This window comes from Leptolyngbya sp. NK1-12 (assembly GCF_032598965.1).
Lineage (GTDB): Bacteria > Cyanobacteriota > Cyanobacteriia > Elainellales > Elainellaceae > Elainella.
In genome coordinates, this window is sequence record NZ_CP053586.1 from 4,424,975 (window position 1) to 4,443,917 (window position 18,943).

The following is an 18,943-nucleotide window of genomic DNA, read 5'->3' on the forward strand; positions in this document are numbered from 1 at the left end:
AACAGCGCAACAAGCCTGCTGTACCGGGGAAAAGTCAAGCGAATGGTGCTTCTAAGCGATGCGTTTGCTTTTCGGATTTGAAGTCAGATTGGCAATACCTTCCCGCGTAGGTGGGCTGGTGGCACGAGTTGATAGCGATGCAGCAACGTTGGCAGAATGTCGTAAATTTGCGCATTTTCGATCCACTTGCCCTGACTGGGATGGCAAGGGTCATAGAAAATCATCAGCCCATATTGGGCATGATTTGCATCGTCGGGACCGGTGTCATTCTCAGTCGTATACAAAGCATTGCTGCCGACCGTTCCCACCGATCGCCAAGCCAGTTCGCCAAAGTAGACAATCAGGTCAGGGGCAATTCCCCGCACTTTTTGATAGATCTGTTGAGGCTTAAACACGCGAGTATCGAGAGGCTGCCCGTCAGGTGCAGAAATAGCAGCCAGGTTTTCAGCTAAACGCGAACGCTCCTGCTCATACTCCCTTAAAGGAATCACACCCTGGGGTTCTCGTCCCTGCACATTCAGGAAGACACGACCGTAGTATCCCCCAGCTCCCCAGGCTTTGGTCCGGCTCCAATCGATTTCGACCTCATCTAAGGGAGTGGCGGCATCGGGTGTTGCTTTCAAGACGAGATAGCCTTCGGCTATTAGCCATTCGTTCAGACAAATGCCTCCCATCAATGGACGTGCTCCGTGATCCGAGACAACTAGAACTGCCGTTTCGTCCCCACAGTAGCTCAACAGTTCGCCCACCCGTTGATCAACATAAACATAATAATCGCGAATGGCGTTTTTGTAAGGCGAATCAGGCTCATATTGAGGATGGCGTGGGTCCATTGGCTTCCAAAAGGCATGGTGAATGCGATCAACACCCATATCCACCAGCATCAGAAAATCTGGAGCTGCCTGTTCTAACAATTTGATTGCCAGAGTGAATCGCTGATCGCACAGAGCGTAGATATTTTTTAGAATAGAATCTTTATCATTGGAGCGAAAGTGAGGAACATCCAGCATAAAATCGGGCAGCCACTGACTGATCTGATCGGCCAATTCCGGGGGGTGAGTGTGGGGCAGATCACGATTGGGTGTGAGAAAGCAGGATACGAGTTGCCCCGGTACAGGATAGGGCGGTGAAGTTCCCGGCACGCTAATCACTGCGACCTGCCAACCGGCATCACCCAGCAAATCCCACAATCGAGGAAACTTGACGGCACGGCCATCGGCAACCGCCATCTTCTGATAGCCCCGATTTGAACGGTTGCGAAAGCCATAGATACCCAACTCGCCGGGGTCGCGTCCACTCATCATGCAACTCCAAGCGGGCACTGTAATCGCAGGGATACTGCTCTCTAAGCGTCCGTAGCTGCCCTGAGCCATCAGACGAGATAGATTGGGCAGCTGGTCCCGCCATTGCTCGAAGACCAGCGATGGCTCCATGCAATCCAGGCCAATAATCAGCAGACGAGGAGAAGTGAGGAATGGCATGATTTGGAGACTAATTATGATGCATCTGATGTGTCAGATGACGTATCAGAGGATGGGGCAGAGTAGGAATTTTGTCCAGAGCGATGACGGCGATAGAGAATGATTACAGAACCAATCACAGCGATCAAACAGAGAACATGCACCAGATTGAATGGTGTACCGGCAAAGAACCAGGAGTCAGTTCGTAAGAACTCGATAAAGAATCGCCCACTGGGATACCAGATCAGATATAGCAATGTGAGATCCCCATCGCGCAACTGCCGGTTAAAGCGACGAGAAATCCAAAAAAGTAGGCCAAACCCAATCAAATTCCACAGCGACTCGTAGAGAAATAGGGGGTGAAAGCGAGTTGTTTCGGAATATGCGGTTAGGTCTCGGTAAGGACCAATCCGATGCTCAGGATCGATGCGTAACCCCCAGGGTAAGGTCGTGGGTGGTCCGTATAATTCTTGATTGATGAAATTGCCCCACCGTCCAATTGCTTGCGCTAGGGGCAGCCCTAAGGCAATCGCATCCATAAAGATGAGCATGGGCAATCCTTTGATGCGGCTGTATAGCCAGAGGGCAATGGTTCCCACAATGAATGCCCCAAAAATGTGAATACCACCGCGCCAAATTTGCAGGATCGTCAGGGGATTCTCTAAAAAGCTGCCCAACCCATCTTCTCCCCGTGGCGACTGGATGAAGACGTAATACAACCGCGCACCAATAAAGGCAGGAATCAACACCCAGACCAGCATGTCCCAAAAGTCGTCGCTCTTTTGTCCACGCCGCTCGACTTCACGGTTGGCGATGGTTGCACCTGCGACGATTGCACCCGCCATTAGCAGGCCATACCAGCGGAGGGCGAAGGGTCCGATTTGGAAAATTATGGGATCAACGGGAGGATACATAGGAAGGAACTAGGAAAGCTAGGGGATCAATCTTCTAGGTAGCCTAGATCGCGTAAACGTCGCTGCAAGTCTGGATCATCGTAGCCGGGAGCACGTTCACAGGCAGTAATCACGGCTCGGTCAGCCGCAAAGAGTTGCAAACATTCCTGCAAGAATTCAGCGTTTTCAGGAAAGATGTCGGTGAGGTTCAAACTCTCCTGGGGGTCGTTGTGAACATCATAAAGCTCCAGGCGATCGCGGCCTGTTTCGATCAACTTGTGATTGCCGATCCATATTGCCCGTCTGGGCTGATCGCAAGCATGGGATAGCACTAACTCAGGTTGACGTTTGAAGAGTAGATTCACCACATTCTGCGGCGGAATGGCTTCGGCAAAAACTTGGCGATTCGTGCTCTGCCCAACTTCAAAGCCGTTAGGCGCAGCCGAGTAGGCCAGCGATAGAGTTTCTTCAACTTCACTCGCCAAACCGGCGGCGGACAATACTGTATGGAACAAGCAGCGAGTCGAAACCACATCTTCTCGTATTTCTCCAGCAGCAAAAGTTCCAGTCGGATCGTGGATGATCAGGGGTACCTGCACCAGTTCGTTATAAAGCGAGATGGAATGCCCAATCAGATGTTTCTCGCCCAAGTGTTCGCCATGATCGGAGCAAATGATTACTAGCGTATTTTCCAGTGCCCCATTCTCTCGCAAATTCTGCAAAAACAGACCAAGTTGGTCATCTTGATGGGCAACTTCGGCGTCATACATGCCATCCAGGGTCATTTTTTGCCGCTCATCCAATCCGCTTGCTAGGGGGGCCAGCCAACCGTAGATATCTCCATTAAACTGCTGCAAGTAATGTTGAGCAGCTTTGTCTCGCAGCACATGGGGGGCAAACCGCTCTACATATGGACGAGGGGGACGGTAGGGCATGTGCGTGCCCATGAGGTTGATAAAGCTAAAGATCGGCTGATTGTCACTCAAGCCTCGACGCTGAATCAGCAACCGGGCTGCATCATCCAGCGACTTGCAGGTGTTGCCTTTGAAGCTAAGGGCTGTTTGCCAGAGAGGCACCATCAGAGGTGTAAACGAGAAAGCAAGCAGCAGTTCAGATCGAGCAAACGAATCTTGGACCCGTTCTAGTGCTCCAGCCAGCAGCCGCTTAAAGGACTGGCGATAGCGGTCCAGCAATTGGGGAGACCTGCCCGCTTGATTGGGGTGCGAGGTGAGCAAACCACTATAGTTCAAAAAGCTGTGGAATCCTCGTCGCAGGCCGTTATTGATCACACCAACTAGCGGATTATTGCAAAACCCGGCTGTGTAATAGCCATTGGCACTCAACCTTTCTGCCAGAGTCGGGATGTGATTGGGTAACACCGAATAGGATTGCAGCACCTGATGGTCCGAGGGATACAACCCGGTAAACATAGACGCATGAGAGGGCACCGTCCACTGGGCTGCCGAAACGGCATGTTTGAACAGGGTTGCATTGGCGGCAAATGCATCTAGGTGTGGAGAGGTTTCTCTGGCATACCCATAGCAAGAAAGGCGATCGCTGCGTTGGGTATCGAGCACCAGAAAAACGATATCGGGTTGTCGAATAGACATGAGCTCACTCTTGTGTCTTCCTTCTGCCTTATCTCTAACACTCCTGGCTGCGCTTGAGATTAACAGACGGACAAGAATAGCTTATGGACAAGCAAAGATTGCTGCGATTGACTGCGAAGAATCGCGATCATATCCCTGCTACAGCCTACACGTAGTAAAGCATAGCCCCGTCCTTGAATAGGGCAGGGACTGGGGATGCATGGGCAGTGACGCCAAGGCATTTATCACTGCCCGCTGCAATGACTCTTGACAGCGTTTTTAGACCTCAGTAGATTGAGCTACCGGCTGAGGCTGGGGCTGAAACTGGAACAGCGAGTAGACCACATTCCGACGAATATTGGTCATCATCTCTAGAAACAGTTCGTAGCCTTCACTCTTGTACTCGATTAACGGATCTTTCTGCCCGTAGCCGCGCAGACCCACTGATTCTCGCAGGGCATCCATCTGCTGCAGGTGCTCCCGCCAGAGCGTGTCGATCTGTTGCAGCGTGAAGAACCGCTCAGCTTGACGCATCAAACCCGGTTTAACCTGATCCACTTGTGCTTCTTTGATGTCATAGGCAATTCGAGCCTGCTCGTGCAGGAAGGTTTTGATTTCGCCAGTAGAGAGGTCCGCGAGCTGTTCGGGTTCTAGGTCTTGCAGCAGGTAGATAAATTCCTTCACCTTGCCGACAACCTTATCCAGCTCCCACTCTTCCGGCGGCAGTTCTGGGTTGATGTAGGCGTCCACGATATCGTTCATCGTGCGTTCGATGTATTCGATCACCTTTTCCTTCAGGTCTACCCCTTCCAGCACCCGGCGTCGCTCGGCATAGATGGCTCGCCGCTGGTTGTTCATTACCTCGTCATACTCGAACACCTGTTTGCGGATGTCGTAGTAGTAGGTTTCGACTTTCTTCTGGGCACCTTCGAGCGAGCGTGTCAGCATCCCCGATTCGATCGGCATGTCTTCTTCGACATGGAACATTTCCATCAACCGCGCCACTCGGTCGCCGCCAAAAATTCGCAGCAGGTTGTCTTCGAGGCTGAGGAAGAAGCGAGTCGAACCAGGGTCGCCCTGCCGTCCGGCTCGGCCCCGCAATTGGTTGTCAATCCGGCGCGATTCGTGGCGTTCTGTACCGATTACATGCAGTCCGCCCAGGGCCACCACTTCCTCATGCTCGGCTTTGGTATACTGCTCGTACTCCTGACGAATCAGGTTGTACACTTCCCGCAGCTTCAGGATCACTGGATCATTGGTGGGTGCTTTCTCTGACGCCGTGGCAATCCGATCTTCTGCTTCCAGTTCGGCCAACGACTGCATACCATACTGCTGCACCGCAAAGTCTACCGCTTCCCGCAGCTTCTGCTGAGTCGATTTGCTTAGCTCTACCGGGAAGATCTGGGGCGAAGCTTTCCAGGTTTTCACCTTTTGACCGGGGGCAAACCCCTGAGCACGGCTACCGCCATCTCCTCGCATCACATTGGTGACAGCAAAGCTGTCGTCCTCTGGCTGCACAATGCGCGGCATAAAGTATTCCCGCAGCTTCAGGCGGGCCATGTAGTCGGCGTTACCCCCCAAGATAATGTCGGTGCCGCGTCCCGCCATGTTGGTGGCGATCGTGACCGCTCCCTTGCGGCCAGCCTGGGCGATGATTTCCGACTCCCGCTCCACGTTTTCTGGCTTCGCGTTCAGCAGGTTATGGGGAATTTTGCGTTCTGCCAACAGCCGCGACAGCAACTCCGACTTCTCAACGCTGGTGGTTCCGACCAACACCGGACGCCCAGAGCCGTGCATCTCCGCACATTCTTCCGCTACCGACTTCCACTTGCCTGCCTCAGTTTTGTAGACCACATCCGACAGGTCCTTGCGTCCGGTCGGACGGTTGGTGGGAACGATCGTGACTTCCAGGTTATAGATCTTCTCGAATTCGGCTTCTTCGGTTTTGGCCGTACCCGTCATACCCGACAGCTTGGGATAGATCAGGAAGAAGTTCTGGTAGGTGATTGTGGCGAGGGTTTGGGTTTCCGGCTGAATCTCGACATGCTCTTTGGCTTCGATCGCCTGGTGCAGCCCATCACTCCAGCGCCGTCCCGGCATCACCCGTCCGGTAAACTCATCCACGATCACCACTTCGCCATTGCGAACGATGTAGTTCACATCTTTGATGAACAGTTCCTTGGCCTTGATAGCGTTGAACACATAGTGCGCCCAGGGATCTTTGGGATCAAACAAATCCTGCACTTCCAGCAGCTTCTCTGCCTCAATAAAGCCCTCATCCGACAGCAGCACGTTGCGCTGTTTCTCGTCTACCTCGTAGTGGCCTTCTGGATCGTCCTCATCTTGCTTGCGTCGCAGGGCCGTCGCTACAGCTGCCGCTTTGGTGTACTTCTCGCTGGGACGCTCCACCTGACCGGAGATGATTAGCGGCGTGCGGGCTTCGTCGATCAGCACCGAATCGACTTCGTCAATGATGCAGTAGTTGAAAGGACGCTGCACCACCTCTTCGATTGAAGTGGCCATGTTGTCGCGCAGGTAGTCGAAGCCTAGCTCGCTGTTGGTGCCATAGGTGATGTCACAGGCGTAGTTTTTGCGGCGCTCTACCGGGTTCATGCCCTGCTGGATCAGCCCCACACTCAAGCCCAAAAAGCGATGAATTTGCCCCATCCATTCAGCGTCACGGCGCGCCAAATAGTCGTTTACCGTAACGATATGCACACCTTTGCCGGTGAGGGCGTTCAGGTAGGCGGGTAGGGTTGCCACCAGGGTTTTGCCTTCACCCGTCTTCATCTCAGCAATTTGCCCATTGTGCAGCACCATGCCACCAATTAACTGCACATCAAAATGGCGCATGCCTAGCACCCGCTTGCCCGCTTCTCGCACCACCGCAAAGGCTTCCGGCAGTAAGTCATCGAGCGTTTCGCCCTTTTCTAGGCGCTGCTTAAACTCCGCCGTTTTTCGGGTCAAATCTTCATCCGACAATGCCTGGATCTCTTCTTCCAGCAAGTTAATTTCGACAATGTCGTTCTTATACTTCCTTAGCTTCCGTGCGTTGGGGTCACCCAGCAGAGTTTTTAACATGGTAAACGAGAGACAGATATAAATCGGAGACGTTAGATCAGATCGGGCTACAAGCTGATTCCTACAGCTTATTCAGTTTAAGCGGCAACTCCCCAGAATATTCAACTAAAAAATCGAACTACTTATTAGAGCCGCAAGATTCGGATGAAAAGTGAAACAACTTTTAATCTGAATCATTCAAACTGTTAACTTCTGTACCTAATATCCTATCATTTGGGCTGGGAGGCAGAAGGGAGGGGAGGTTGTGAGTTTTGTCGCCTTTATGGTGCGTTTTCCCACTCTGGCGTTAGGCGGCGATAGTCGAACTGGGCGGCAGCGGGATGACAGGTGATGCAGGAGTTGACGGTGGCAGGTTCGGTAAATTCGACCTTGGGATGGAGCGCTTTGAAGTAGCGCGACTGCTGCAGCCGATAGGGGGTACGTTCCCTGGGCAAAACAGGGCGGGAGTAGTTAGAGACATAGCCCCAGACAATTTGGAGTGGCGGCTGAACTAGGGGTGTGATTTCGACCCCATAGTGCTGGGAGTCTTGCAGCAAGTCGGCCCAGGTTTGGGATGGCATGACGGCAGGCGGTAGCCCCACATGACAGCTGGCACAGTTCTCTAGATAAAGCTGTTGTCCAAGCTGGTAGCGCTCTGGAACTGGATCTACAGTACCGCTAGGGGCTGCCGCCTGCGCCAAGCCCCAGCCCAAAATGGCGCTCCACACCAACAGCAGGCAGAATCTCAGCCAGTGGAATCTCTGCTTAGTACGCATGGGCCTGGAATTGGCGGAATGGTCGTTTCTCTGAGGCCGCTGCCCAGAAGACCAAATCAAAGCGCGGAGCAACCGTGGCATAGCTCTTTCAAGAATTAATTGACGCTTCCAATACAGAACATTTGGTCCGATCAAGAGTAAGAAAATAGTTGGGCTGTGGAAGTCAGGTATCTCGCCTGGGGCAGAACGCCTGCACCACAACATCCCAATTAATCAGTCCAATTAATCAGTTTGCAACCTGGATTGGCTGAACCGGAGTCATCCACCTGGAGGAAGCTGGTCAGACCAATGCCGCTTAACGTATGTACATGGATCATTACTTAACTTCACAGTATTCTGGTTTGGGTGATGCTGTTCTGGTTTGGTTGGGCCAACTCATTTAACTTACGGGTTGACTGCGTGCCCTGACAACCTATTGGTGAACTGAGATGAACGACCTAGCATAACGAACTGGCATTGACCCAGCATTTCACAGGTTAGCGTCTTACAACGAGGGAAGGAGATCGCTTGGCATGGACTATCGGCATATTCAATTTTGTGTGCAGGATGGAATAGCCCCAAATGGGTGTCCACACGAAATTGACCTCTACCAACTCCAGGACTTGTTTCAGGTTACTGCCTTTTGGGCACAGAATCGCCGTCCCGAAGATTGGCAGATTGCCCTAGCCAACAGTAAACCAATTGTCACCGCCTGGGATGGGGATCGGCTGATTGGTTTTGCCCGCGCCACCTCCGACGGCATCTACCGCGCCACGATCTGGGATGTGGTGATCCATCCCAACTATCAGGGAATCGGTTTGGGACGCAAATTGGTCGAAACGGTGCTGATGCATCCCCATGTCAACCGGGTGGAACGAGTGTATCTAATGACAACCAACCAACAGCAGTTCTACGAGCGCATCGGCTTTGAAGTCAACTCCACTACCACGATGGTGCTGTTTAACCAACCCGTTTGCCAGACTGGATTGCCAACCACCATCGAAGTTTCCCAGTAGATTTCTGCCAATCTAAATTTTTCAAATTCTGCAAAAAACTACTGAATTGCGTCCCTCTGGCGTTAAAGTTCTGATATTAAGTTCTTTAACGCGATGCCCCTATGTCAGTGATTGCCTTGGTGAACCAGAAAGGAGGTTGTGCCAAATCTACAACAGCCGTGCATTTGGCATATTGGCTTTTGCATAAGCAACGGAATGTATTGCTAGTAGATGCAGACGCGCAGCGGTCGAGTTCAATCTGGCTAGAGTCGCTAGAGGACACTATTGCCTGTGAGGTGATCCAATCACCAGACCTTTTGCTAGAACGAATTCCGCAGCTAGCCCAGCAGTATGATGAGCTAATTGTGGATGGACCGGCGGGTCTTTCCGATGCCACGCAGTCGATTGTGCTGTGTGCCGATCTGGCCGTGATCCCCTGTCAGCCGAGCGGGGTGGATTTGCGGTCTGCCGCAGATGCGGTCCAATTGATTCGCCAAGCGCAAGCTAACCGCAACGGTGCCCCTCTAGCTGCTGTCTTCCTCTCCCGAGCGGTGAAAGGCACACGCTTGAAGGAGGAGGCCATGGGGCATTTAGAAAGTCTGGGCGTTCCGATTCTCAAAACCGTGATTCACCAGCGGCAGGCGATTGCCGATACGTTTGGCCAAACCGCTACCGTTTGGGAACTGTTGGGCAAAGCCTCGGTAGAAGCCGCAGAAGAGTTTGAGCAATTATTTCAAGAAATTATGGCGCTGCTGGAGCCAGCCTGAGGTATCCTGACAGCGATTGCATTCGCCCCGCCCGACCCCTCGTTTCCTCTATTGCTATGGCAGACTTCGAGCAGAAAGCGTTATTTCTTACGCTGATCAGTGTCCACAAAAATGCCAATCTAGCCGGGAGAGATCTATCTGGACTAGATCTGCATGACATGGAATTACCGCTAGCTCGATTAATGAAAGCAAATTGCTCTCAGACGAATCTGCAGGGAGCCAATTTGGAGCAAGCTATGCTGTCTGCCTCAAAGTTAGAGGAAGCCAACTTACGAGAAGCAAATTTGAAACAGGCCGACCTAGAAAAGGCCAATTTGACTGCTGCTAAGCTGAACCGAGCGCAACTAGCCTACGCCATCCTGGATGATGCGATTTTAAAAGACGCCGATCTAACAGGGGCTGATTTGTCTGAAGCCAGCTGCCAGCGGACCAATTTCAGTGGTGCAAATTTGGAGCAAACCAACCTGAACCAAGCAGACCTCACTGGAGCCATCTTTAAAGACGTAAAGTTAACCGGGGCCGATTTGAGCGGCGTTGAACTGCAGCGAGCTGACTTTAGCAACACCGATCTCAGTAACGTCAACTTGAACGAGGCGAAGTTACAGAACGCTAACTTTGTAGGGGCGAATTTAACCAAGGCCACCCTCACCAAGGCTGATTTAACCGGGGCCGATTTGAGCAATGCCACGCTAATTGGAGCTGATCTCACCAATGCCATCCTCATCGACGCCAAGCTGGATGGAGTGAATCTCACTAAAGCCACCTTCAAGGATGCTAAGTTCGGCAACAATGTGATTGAAACGATTACGCTAGGTGGAGTCACCATCAGAAGCAAAAGTCCCGGCAAAATTGACCTCAACCAGATTCACCTCATCGTCGCCAATCTCAACATCCAGGAAGAAGCACCCAGCGGCTCATCTCCAGCCTCGCCAACTTCCGCAACTACAGCATCAACTGAGGTGCAAAGCAAAACTGCTCAAGATCCAGCTGCCCCTTCCCCATCTCCCTCGTTCGGCGAGGCTCACGAGCCGCCATCTCCCCCACCTGCCGATGCTTCACCCACGGTGATGCCCGACTCAAAGCAGCCTCCTCCAGACGCAAGCAGCCCAACTTCTACAGATTCGCCCGACTCGAATGGACAAAAAACGCCACCCAAAACCGAGCAGTCGGATGAGGAAGAACCAGGCTCTCCTTCACCGCCATAATCAATCCTCAAAAATGCTCAAGAAGGCGAGCAGCTTCACGGACCAGTTCAGTCAGAGCATCGTTAAAGGGTGTGGATAATTCTGGAGGCTGGAATGCAATAAGATTGTCGTTACTCATGATGTATCCTCGCCTGATCTTTTCAGCTTATTCAGCAGGATATACCTCTTCTTCTCCTTCTCATACACCACAATTAAACATAGCCCTATCGGTGAAGCTTCTCCTAAATATTTCACTTAAGGCTCTGCTCCACCAATAGCATTATGCGCTTGCAAGCGCTCCTTATATTGCCTATCTGCCTTTTGAGTCATTCACCGCAAGCGATTCACTATCGATGATAGTAAGTGGACAACTTCTTGTGGATGGAACAACTCAGGTTCAACGAACAGGGGCTGATTCCAGCAATCATCCAGGACTACCGAGATAATGCTGTCCTGATGATGGCATGGATGAATTATGAATCAATCCAGCAAACCCTAGAGACTGGAGAAGCTCATTACCCCCAAACCTGCTTCAAATTCCCCCAAGTTCCCCCAACAATAGAACAGGGGTATAGATTCCCAAAATTAAAAAAGCTCCAAGCCACTTGCGTTTAGAGCCTTTCACTTGATCTACTTAAATGCCAGGAGGCGGACTTGAACCGCCGACACGAGGATTTTCAGTCCTCTGCTCTACCAACTGAGCTATCCCGGCAAGGTGCTTGCGAGCGCTTAACTAAGTTAGCAAATTTTTTGAAATCTTGGCAAGCATTTGTGACAAATTTGCTCAAAGAATGGACATCCACCCCTAGCCTGAACCGACAAAGGACAAATGACCATTCTGAGTGACTTGCCTAGTTGAGGCCTAGTTGAGGCTACCAACCAGTTTCGATGCGGGTGACTCCTGAGGCGAATCGGTTTTCATCAAACGAGCTGTGTTAGCCGCTTCCACATTGGTGATGGCTCGTTTGGCAACTACCTTCCAGCTCGTACTGTCATCCCAGGGGGCGAAAACCAGTTCCCCGTTCACATAGACTCGGCAAAACAGCACTTCATCCGACTCTGCTGCCTGGACTTCAATCGTAATCGGCTGCTGAAGTTGGGCGGGCGTCAGAACCGAAAGTGCCGACAGCAGCGACTTGGAGAAATTAGAGTCGTAGCCGGCTTCCAGAATATAGCGTCGGTCGGCCTTAACATGCAGGTGGATCTTCCAGGTATCCCTGCCGCGTCGTTCCACTTGTTTGAATTCCAACTTCTCTACCATGCAGGTCAGGGCCGTTTGTGAAATCGGCACCACTTCTCTAGCGTCGTTGAGCCAATACCAAAGACAATTCTGGCTGCGGTTGCAGTAGATATAGCGAGGGCGCGGTGCTTCACTGAACCCAAGAGGCTGTTTTTGTTGCAGCAAATCAATCAATTGTTGCAAAAGGGCATTTTGTTGGGCGAGCAGAGATTCAGTCGTCATGGCAGTCATGGCAGGGTAGAGGGAAAGGGGTTAGGGGTTGAGTCTTATGGTGTCAACTGGATAGCAGCTCAAGACACTGCTACAGCCTGCGGCAACGCCTGTCGCAAGACATTCAGCAGAAGCAAGCCATAAGACTCAAAACAATTGGTTTAGGCCGCGTCTACCATTTGTAGTTCGCGGGTGGCAATTGATTCGCGTAGCTCTAGCTTCAGGACAGAAAACTGGTTACGCAGTAGGTTCAGGTCGATCTCGATCTCAGCTCGCTGGTCTTGGACCATTTGCAAATTGGTCGCAGCCCGGCGGTAATCTGGAGCTTTCATCAGCTCTAGCCGCTTAGCTTTGCGCTGGGCGTCGTTGCGCAGGTCAGTATCAAAGGCAATGGTGGTGTCGATTTCAGCCGTGAGGCGATTCACGACATCCTGAAGCCGACGAATATGCTGCTCGGATTGGAGAAGCTCGCGCTGCTTTTGGGCAATGGCAATCGGGTAATCAATCAATCGCATAGGAGATACCTCAGAAGAAGAAAGGAGAGGTTGCGTCGTTGGTAGGGTGTAGTAATAGCTGTTAATCAAGGTAGGTAGAGATTAAAGTCACTACAGGACAAATGATCGGTGCATCTAATGCAGAGCTAGTTAGATCTAGTAGATCTAGTTCAGAACAAGCTCTACGCTGCTTTGATGGCGCACTTAGAGCTAGTGGATTGTAGTTTGCGCATCTGCATTTCAAAGGCGCGGCGGTTAAACGCATAGGCCCGATCGCCTTCAACCGTGTGGAACAAAACATCATCTAAAAGGGCTTCAACTGACAGCTCCAACCACCGATTCAAAGCCGCTTGCAGGTCTTCCACGCGATAGGATTCACCGCACTCCTGCATAAACCGGGCCTGTAGCTCCGCAGCTGCAGCCTTCAAAACCACTTGAGTTGCCTCTGAATCAATCGAGATTGTTGCTGGCGTAGGGGCAAGGGAAGTTGCAATCATGGGCTTAACGGGGGTAGGGAGGGTGCTTATAGAACATCTGTACTATACTTCTATTGTAGTGGCTGCTCTGAATTACGTCAGCTAGTTTGGTGAAAAAATTCAAGGTTTTTAATTTGCTAAGCGTAGGAAAATCAACCATTTCGGGCGATATGGAGTTGCTCGTCTGGAGTCAAAACAGAGTCAAAACAGAGCCAGAGCAAATCCAGACCAGAAACCGAAAGTAGTACAAAAATTGGGACCACAGTAGTACAACAGAAGTAGTACAAATGAATAGTACACAGACAAATCTGCTGAAGTGAGGAAAAAGAAGCCGTGGGGATCGAGTGGCGCTTAGCCCAACTAATGGCACAACAAGGGCTGAACTATAAAACCCTGGGAACTGCAACTGCCATGCATCCCAATACGATTAGCAAACTGAAACACAATCCACCTGCTCGCCTAGAAATGGACACCTTGATCCGGCTGTGCCAAGCGCTCAATTGCCAACCGGGTGACTTGCTAGTCTATACTCCAGAAGAACAGCCCTAAGGATAGCAAGTCACTCAGTCTCGAGTTAGCATGGCAGCGATTCAACCCTTGCCTAATCCAGTTCAGTTGTTCCAAAAGCTTCTGCAAAAGCAGCGGAGAAGGCCATACCTGCTGTTAAGTGGGCTGTGCGCTATGAGCGCCTATGTCTACTGTAGCAAGCCTGCCAACGCGGCGCAGACCGTCATTGTGCAATATGCCGACCGACGGGCTACGGTTTCCCTCACTGAGCTGCAAACTTTTGTTGAGGGTGGAGAAGCAACGCCTGAGCTGCAAGCGCTAATTCAGCAAATCCCAAGCCGTGAGTCATTTGGCCGTCAGATCTTTGCCAGGGTGTTACCCTTACGATTTGCCCCTAGCGGCGATCAAGAAATTTCCCGCAATGCCCAGTTCATCCTGTACCAAATCAACAAGCTGGTCGGAGAACCATCCGGCGAAGCCAACTATCCGGTTCTGCGTCAAGCGTTAATCGAGGCCAGCATCAACAGACCCGGTCTCACGATCATGCGGCTGCTAGAAGTTTACCCAGAGGCAACCGTGCGGGTTGATCTGCTCAACCTGGAGCAAATTTTTAACGACATTAGTCTTTATCTAGAGCGACTCCAGCCCTTATTGCAATCACGCCAACTGATCCACGATTGGTTCTGCGAATGTCCCGCTCCAGCAGCGTCAATCCTAACCGCCGCCTCATCACCCTCATCTCCCCAATCGTCCAATTGCAGCCCCAATACCCAGCTTCTACACGCCCAAGCTGACCTTCAAGACTGGGGTGAAAATGGACAGGCGCTGCTTTCTGTCTTACTAGCTTTGGAATGGTTGACTCAGTCATCTGGTGCAAGTAATGGTGAAGCGAATGGACTGGATTCAGAGCATTCAATTTCGGGTTATTCAATACTGTTGCAGAACAGGTGGTTGAATTATGGCAATAGCGTTGCTGAGTACAGATTAAGGAATACTCCTGGAGATATATATAATCACAAAACTGCCCATGACAAACGCTTAGTGTTTCGGTTCGGTCCGTTTGGGCGTTCCATTTCTGTAGCCGAGCTGTCTCAGTTTGCCGAAACAGGTGAAGCCTCCAAAACACTCCAGGGGTATTTAGATCTTGCCGACCTCGATCCAGTGAATGTGCGGTCGATCTTGAATCAGCAGGTGACGGTCGATTTTCGTTTGGTCGATCGGGCCTTGAGCAGTTTGTTAGGAGAATATGTTCTGTTTCGGATCAGCGATGTGCTGCATACGTCTTCTCAGCAAGCCGATATTCCAGCTCTGCGTTCGGCCCTGCTGCTCTCGGCGGCGGATGACAATCGTATTTCTCCGATCGAATTTTTGCAACGATTTCCAACGCAGCAGATCCATGTGGATGGGGTGGTGCTCCTGCGGGCCGTACAGTTTACGCGCCGAACGCTACAGCAGGATCTGGGTCAAGTCACCGATCGGATTGCGGATTGGTTAGAGAACGTGCAGCGGACGATTGCGGCTGCAATTTGCGACTGTCAACCTCCAGACAATGAAGGGCCGAATCAGCCAGACCCCAGCGAAATTTCAAGAGTTCTCAAGAGTTTGATAAGGCAATAAGCAAACTAACAGCTACTAGACCCAGCAGCATCCACCAGCCTTCGTTTCCTCGCCAGGATGGGGGGAACTTGTGAGTCCGATAGGAACCTCGATGCGGTGCAGTTACCGTGGGCTGAAGCCGGTTGTGGTAAAGCATACACTCTTTGGCATAAGGGCGCTGCGGATAGTTGCAGGTATCGTCTTCGTGGTAGGTGCAGGTGTCGCAGAGATAGGTTTCGCCCTCCGCTCGGTATAGGGGAATCCCGGGATGCCCATAGGCTTTTAAGGCAGTGCGACAATAGGGGCAGGTGACGGCCTGCGAGTCAATCGATTGGTGGCAGCGCGGGCAGGTGGGCATGGTCGGGAATTCTGGTCATGGAGTTGTAATTGCTTCGATCCTAGCCTAAGCCCTGATCAGGCGTGGTTCAATCCTGGGCTTGGAACTGTTTGCGCACCTGATAGCGAGCCGATTCCACAATCGTATAGGTATTGCCCATCGCCTGCTTAAACTGGGCTTCTACCCGCTCTAGCTCAACAGCCGGAATCGTTTTCCACGCGTCTAAGCTGGCCCAGTGAATCACTAAAATCACCTCGGCCAAATTGTCAGGACTGATCCAAACTTCTTTATTCAGAAATCCCGGATACTTAGAGAGAAAGGTCGTCCAAATTTCGGCATCTTTCTGCACGTATTGTTCTCGCAACTCTGGAGCGACTCGCACTTTCAGCCATTCAATTTCCATACGCTGCCCTCGCAAATTACCATCTTGTAAACTACAGCCCTGTAAAGGCGGCCTATCTTGATTAAACCGAATTTGCACCAGAAATCAGGCGGAGATTACGCTGGGTAGAGTGCGGCAGTCCGAATCAAAATCACGCTGCAATAGTAAGCAAATTTGCCAGAATAAAGCTGTAGGTTGGAGACAGCCGGACTTTATCCCAGCATCGATCATGGATAGGGTGGGTTGGGCTTGGCTACTCTCCTCAGGCAGATGATTAGGAATTAAACATGGATAGCAACAATCTGCTCAAGCAATTGCTGATGATTGGAATTGGGACAACCTCACTGGTGGCAGACCGATTGCGCGAAGTGAGTGACCAGTGGGTGAGGGAAGGGAAACTCGATCCAGAGCAGGCCAGTTCCTTCATCAACGACTTGATGCAGCAGCTTAAATCGGAACAAAGCAACTGGGAAATCCAGTTTCAGCGGCAGTTGCGCAATGTTTTGCAGGATCTGGGTGTGCCGCGGCAAAACGAAATGGATGAACTGCGCGGGCGGCTGGATCGGCTAGAGCGCCAGGTGCGCGATCTGGAAAATAAGCTGTGGCGCTAACGTTTTTTCATCTTGCTGAGACCACGCAGGCAGTACACTGGGGATTGGGTTAAGACCCGCCATTTAGCAAACTGTTTGGCAAAATTTGGCAAAAAATCTAGCAGGAAAAACAGAAGGCAACAGGAGGATTGTTTTGCGGGAAATTCTTATCAGCTTTGGCGTCATGCTGGTCTGCGTTGTGGTGCTTGTCGTGGCTCAGTTCACGGGACGGGGGCAAGAAGCCGTTGCAGCACCGCAGGCAACCATTCAGCCGATGGCCGATCAAACCTCGGCAGTTGCACCGTCAGCAAACGACCCATCCCAACTGCTGGCTCAAGCCACCAATCCCTCTAGTACAGATGCAACCGATCTAATGACTGAAGAAAATCAAAACGCCGATCAAGCCGATCAATCTATTGTCACCACGCCATCCGGCCTCCAGTACATTGATGTGGTGGAAGGAACGGGACCGATGCCGGAAACGGGACAGACCGTGCAGGTGCATTACACTGGCACGCTAGAAGATGGACGCAAGTTTGACAGCTCACGGGATAGAGGCCAGCCGTTTGAATTTCCGATTGGCCGAGGTCGAGTGATCAAGGGCTGGGATGAAGGTCTCAGCAGCATGAAGGTAGGCGGTCAACGGCGGCTGATCATTCCGCCTGAACTGGGCTACGGTGCTCGCGGAGCCGGTGGCGTGATTCCGCCCAATGCGACGCTCATTTTTGATGTAGAGCTGCTCGGTGTTCGTTAAGGGCGGCCAGCGAGACGCCTTATTCAACAAGTCCAATCAAACAAATCTGATCAAATCTGTGAAATTGTCAGGTCTTGCACTTCCTCAGGGGGTGCATTTTTTTCGATCCAGTTTTTCGATCCAGGTTGTTGCGGTTTAGCTTCGATTAGGCGCAGCCAGATTGCGAAAGCGGGTAAACTGCGGTTCAAATAACAGCTTGACGGTGCCGACCGGACCGTTGCGATGCTTAGTAATAATCACTTCGGCAATGCCGCGATCGGGGGTGTCGGGGTTATAGTACTCGTCTCGATAAAGCATCATGATCAGGTCAGCATCCTGCTCGATACTGCCACTTTCACGTAAATCTGACATCATTGGGCGCTTATTCGTCCGCGACTCCACCCCCCGGCTCAACTGAGATAGGGCAATAATCGGCACCTGCAATTCCCGCGCCAATCCTTTCAAGGAACGAGTGACCTTCGACAATTCCTGCACCCGGTTATCGCTGCCGCTGCCTTCCATCAGCTGGAGGTAATCGACCAAAATTAACCCCAAAGCTCCGGCCTGTTCGGCTTGCAGGCGGCGTGACTTGGAGCGCATCTCGGCCACGGAAATATTGGGTGTATCGTCAATGAAAATTGGCAACTGCGACAAAACGCTAATCGCATGTCCCAGCGGCTCCCATTCGGTTTGGCTGATCCGCCCTGAGCGCAACCGTCCGCTTTCTACCTGCGCCTCGCTCGACAATAGCCGGTAGACGAGCTGCTCTTTCGACATTTCTAAGCTAAAGACAGCAATCGGCAGCTTGTGATAGGCGGCAATGTTGCGAGCAATGTTGAGCACAAAGCTGGTTTTGCCCATCGAGGGACGGCCTGCCGCAATAATCAAGTCCGAGCGCTGAAACCCCTGGGTCATCGCATCCAGATCGTAAAAGCCACAGGAAATACCCGGTAGGACCAGACCCAGCGAGCGGCTTTCGATATCCGAGAAAGTGGTGGTCAAAATATCGGCGGTGGCCATCAGGCTTTGCTGCGGGCGGGCTTGCGTGACGTTAAAAATTTTCTGCTCCGACTGGTCGAGCACCTGCTCCAAGGGTAGATTGGTTTCGTATCCCAATTGGGCCACCTCGGTTCCCACCTGGATCAGTTTGCGGCGCAGGTATTTCTCCATCACCAACTGGGCGTACTGGTCGATATTCACCGCGCTAATCGTGCGATCGACCAATTCAGCTAATCGGACCTGACCGCCAATTTTTTCCAGTACGTTATGGTCCCGCAGCCAGCTCGTCAGGCTCATCAAATCGGTGGGTCGGCCCTGGGCATGCAGAGCGATGGCAGCTCGGTAGATCTCCTGGTGAGCGCTGATGTAGAAAGCTTCGGGTCGCAGAGTTTCCAGCACGCGGCTGAGCGCCTCTGGATCGAGCAAAATCCCGCCCAAAATGGCTTCCTCAGCATCGATGTTTTGCGGGGGAAGCCGATCGCTATAACCGTGAAAGCTAAGTTCTTGAACCATAAAACCCAGTGCCCAGGCAGGCCAATAGAATGAATTCCGGCGCAGTAATGCCAGATCAAAGCCTGAACGATGCCATTCCACCAGTACCTATCTGGTACTAATGTACCGGGTGTCGCTCAGTGCTGTGTATTGTAACCTGCCTTTTGGCTAAGTCAGCCGGGGA

18 protein-coding genes and 1 tRNA gene are annotated in these 18,943 nt (G+C 51.8%); 7 read left to right on the forward strand and 12 right to left on the reverse strand.

Going from position 1 to position 18,943, the window contains the following annotated elements:
• Positions 1–83 precede the first annotated feature (83 nt).
• The 5 genes from HJG54_RS18910 to HJG54_RS18930 form a co-directional block, all read right to left on the reverse strand.
• Positions 84–1,481 (reverse strand): alkaline phosphatase family protein, encoded by a 1,398-nt coding sequence (locus HJG54_RS18910; protein ID WP_316430642.1) that lies wholly within the window; start codon positions 1,479–1,481, stop codon positions 84–86.
• 14 nt (positions 1,482–1,495) lie between these two features.
• The gene (lgt, locus tag HJG54_RS18915; RefSeq protein WP_316430644.1) at positions 1,496–2,374 is read right to left on the reverse strand and encodes a prolipoprotein diacylglyceryl transferase; all 879 of its coding nucleotides are present in this window, start codon (positions 2,372–2,374) and stop codon (positions 1,496–1,498) included.
• A 26-nt stretch (positions 2,375–2,400) separates the two neighbouring features.
• Positions 2,401–3,963, reverse strand: coding sequence for a sulfatase (locus tag HJG54_RS18920; RefSeq protein WP_316430646.1), 1,563 nt, complete (start codon positions 3,961–3,963; stop codon positions 2,401–2,403).
• A 258-nt stretch (positions 3,964–4,221) separates the two neighbouring features.
• On the reverse strand, positions 4,222–7,023 hold the full coding sequence (secA, locus tag HJG54_RS18925; protein ID WP_316430647.1) for a preprotein translocase subunit SecA: 2,802 nt from the start codon (positions 7,021–7,023) through the stop codon (positions 4,222–4,224).
• A gap of 260 nt (positions 7,024–7,283) precedes the next feature.
• Positions 7,284–7,778 (reverse strand): diheme cytochrome C, encoded by a 495-nt coding sequence (locus HJG54_RS18930; RefSeq protein WP_316430648.1) that lies wholly within the window; start codon positions 7,776–7,778, stop codon positions 7,284–7,286.
• Between the two features lie 512 nt (positions 7,779–8,290).
• Between HJG54_RS18930 and HJG54_RS18935 the strand changes: the two genes are divergently transcribed.
• The 3 genes from HJG54_RS18935 (at position 8,291) to HJG54_RS18945 (ending at position 10,724) form a co-directional block, all read left to right on the forward strand.
• Positions 8,291–8,773, forward strand: a complete 483-nt coding sequence (locus HJG54_RS18935; protein ID WP_316430649.1) for a GNAT family N-acetyltransferase — start codon at positions 8,291–8,293, stop codon at positions 8,771–8,773.
• Between the two features lie 101 nt (positions 8,774–8,874).
• The gene (locus HJG54_RS18940) at positions 8,875–9,519 is read left to right on the forward strand and encodes an AAA family ATPase (RefSeq protein WP_316430650.1); all 645 of its coding nucleotides are present in this window, start codon (positions 8,875–8,877) and stop codon (positions 9,517–9,519) included.
• 56 nt (positions 9,520–9,575) lie between these two features.
• Positions 9,576–10,724 carry a pentapeptide repeat-containing protein gene (locus tag HJG54_RS18945; RefSeq protein WP_316430651.1) on the forward strand — a complete coding sequence of 383 codons (1,149 nt, stop codon included), beginning with the start codon at positions 9,576–9,578 and terminating at the stop codon, positions 10,722–10,724.
• Positions 10,725–11,342: 618 nt separating this feature from the next.
• Here HJG54_RS18945 and HJG54_RS18950 read toward each other — a convergent pair.
• From HJG54_RS18950 to HJG54_RS18965, 4 genes are all read right to left on the reverse strand, one after another.
• Positions 11,343–11,415: transfer RNA gene (locus HJG54_RS18950), tRNA-Phe, on the reverse strand.
• A 150-nt stretch (positions 11,416–11,565) separates the two neighbouring features.
• Positions 11,566–12,165 (reverse strand): hypothetical protein, encoded by a 600-nt coding sequence (locus tag HJG54_RS18955; RefSeq protein WP_316430652.1) that lies wholly within the window; start codon positions 12,163–12,165, stop codon positions 11,566–11,568.
• A gap of 149 nt (positions 12,166–12,314) precedes the next feature.
• Positions 12,315–12,668: a hypothetical protein gene (locus tag HJG54_RS18960; protein ID WP_316430654.1), complete on the reverse strand. Its 354-nt coding sequence runs from the start codon at positions 12,666–12,668 to the stop codon at positions 12,315–12,317.
• Between the two features lie 161 nt (positions 12,669–12,829).
• On the reverse strand, positions 12,830–13,144 hold the full coding sequence (locus HJG54_RS18965) for a hypothetical protein (protein WP_316430656.1): 315 nt from the start codon (positions 13,142–13,144) through the stop codon (positions 12,830–12,832).
• A gap of 312 nt (positions 13,145–13,456) precedes the next feature.
• Between HJG54_RS18965 and HJG54_RS18970 the strand changes: the two genes are divergently transcribed.
• Both HJG54_RS18970 and HJG54_RS18975 read left to right on the forward strand, forming a co-directional pair.
• Positions 13,457–13,672 (forward strand): helix-turn-helix transcriptional regulator, encoded by a 216-nt coding sequence (locus HJG54_RS18970; protein WP_316430657.1) that lies wholly within the window; start codon positions 13,457–13,459, stop codon positions 13,670–13,672.
• Positions 13,673–13,702: 30 nt separating this feature from the next.
• A complete protein-coding gene (locus HJG54_RS18975; RefSeq protein WP_316430659.1) occupies positions 13,703–15,247 on the forward strand; it encodes an alpha/beta hydrolase in 1,545 nt (514 codons plus the stop codon).
• Here the strand turns inward: HJG54_RS18975 and HJG54_RS18980 are convergent.
• Positions 15,225–15,584 (reverse strand): zinc ribbon domain-containing protein, encoded by a 360-nt coding sequence (locus HJG54_RS18980; protein WP_316430661.1) that lies wholly within the window; start codon positions 15,582–15,584, stop codon positions 15,225–15,227. The genes HJG54_RS18975 and HJG54_RS18980 overlap by 23 nt on opposite strands.
• Positions 15,585–15,651: 67 nt before the next feature.
• A complete protein-coding gene (locus HJG54_RS18985; protein WP_316430662.1) occupies positions 15,652–16,044 on the reverse strand; it encodes a TIGR03792 family protein in 393 nt (130 codons plus the stop codon).
• A 188-nt stretch (positions 16,045–16,232) separates the two neighbouring features.
• Here HJG54_RS18985 and HJG54_RS18990 point away from each other — a divergent pair, with 188 nt between their 5' ends.
• Together HJG54_RS18990 and HJG54_RS18995 are read left to right on the forward strand one after the other, a co-directional pair.
• Entirely contained in the window at positions 16,233–16,556 is a 324-nt protein-coding gene (locus HJG54_RS18990) for a phasin family protein (protein ID WP_036003382.1), read from the forward strand.
• Positions 16,557–16,689: 133 nt separating this feature from the next.
• Positions 16,690–17,289: an FKBP-type peptidyl-prolyl cis-trans isomerase gene (locus tag HJG54_RS18995; protein ID WP_316430665.1), complete on the forward strand. Its 600-nt coding sequence runs from the start codon at positions 16,690–16,692 to the stop codon at positions 17,287–17,289.
• Positions 17,290–17,424: 135 nt separating this feature from the next.
• On the opposite strand, the gene dnaB is transcribed toward HJG54_RS18995, so the two are convergent.
• Positions 17,425–18,780 (reverse strand): replicative DNA helicase, encoded by a 1,356-nt coding sequence (dnaB, locus tag HJG54_RS19000; RefSeq protein WP_316430666.1) that lies wholly within the window; start codon positions 18,778–18,780, stop codon positions 17,425–17,427.
• Positions 18,781–18,943 lie beyond the last annotated feature (163 nt).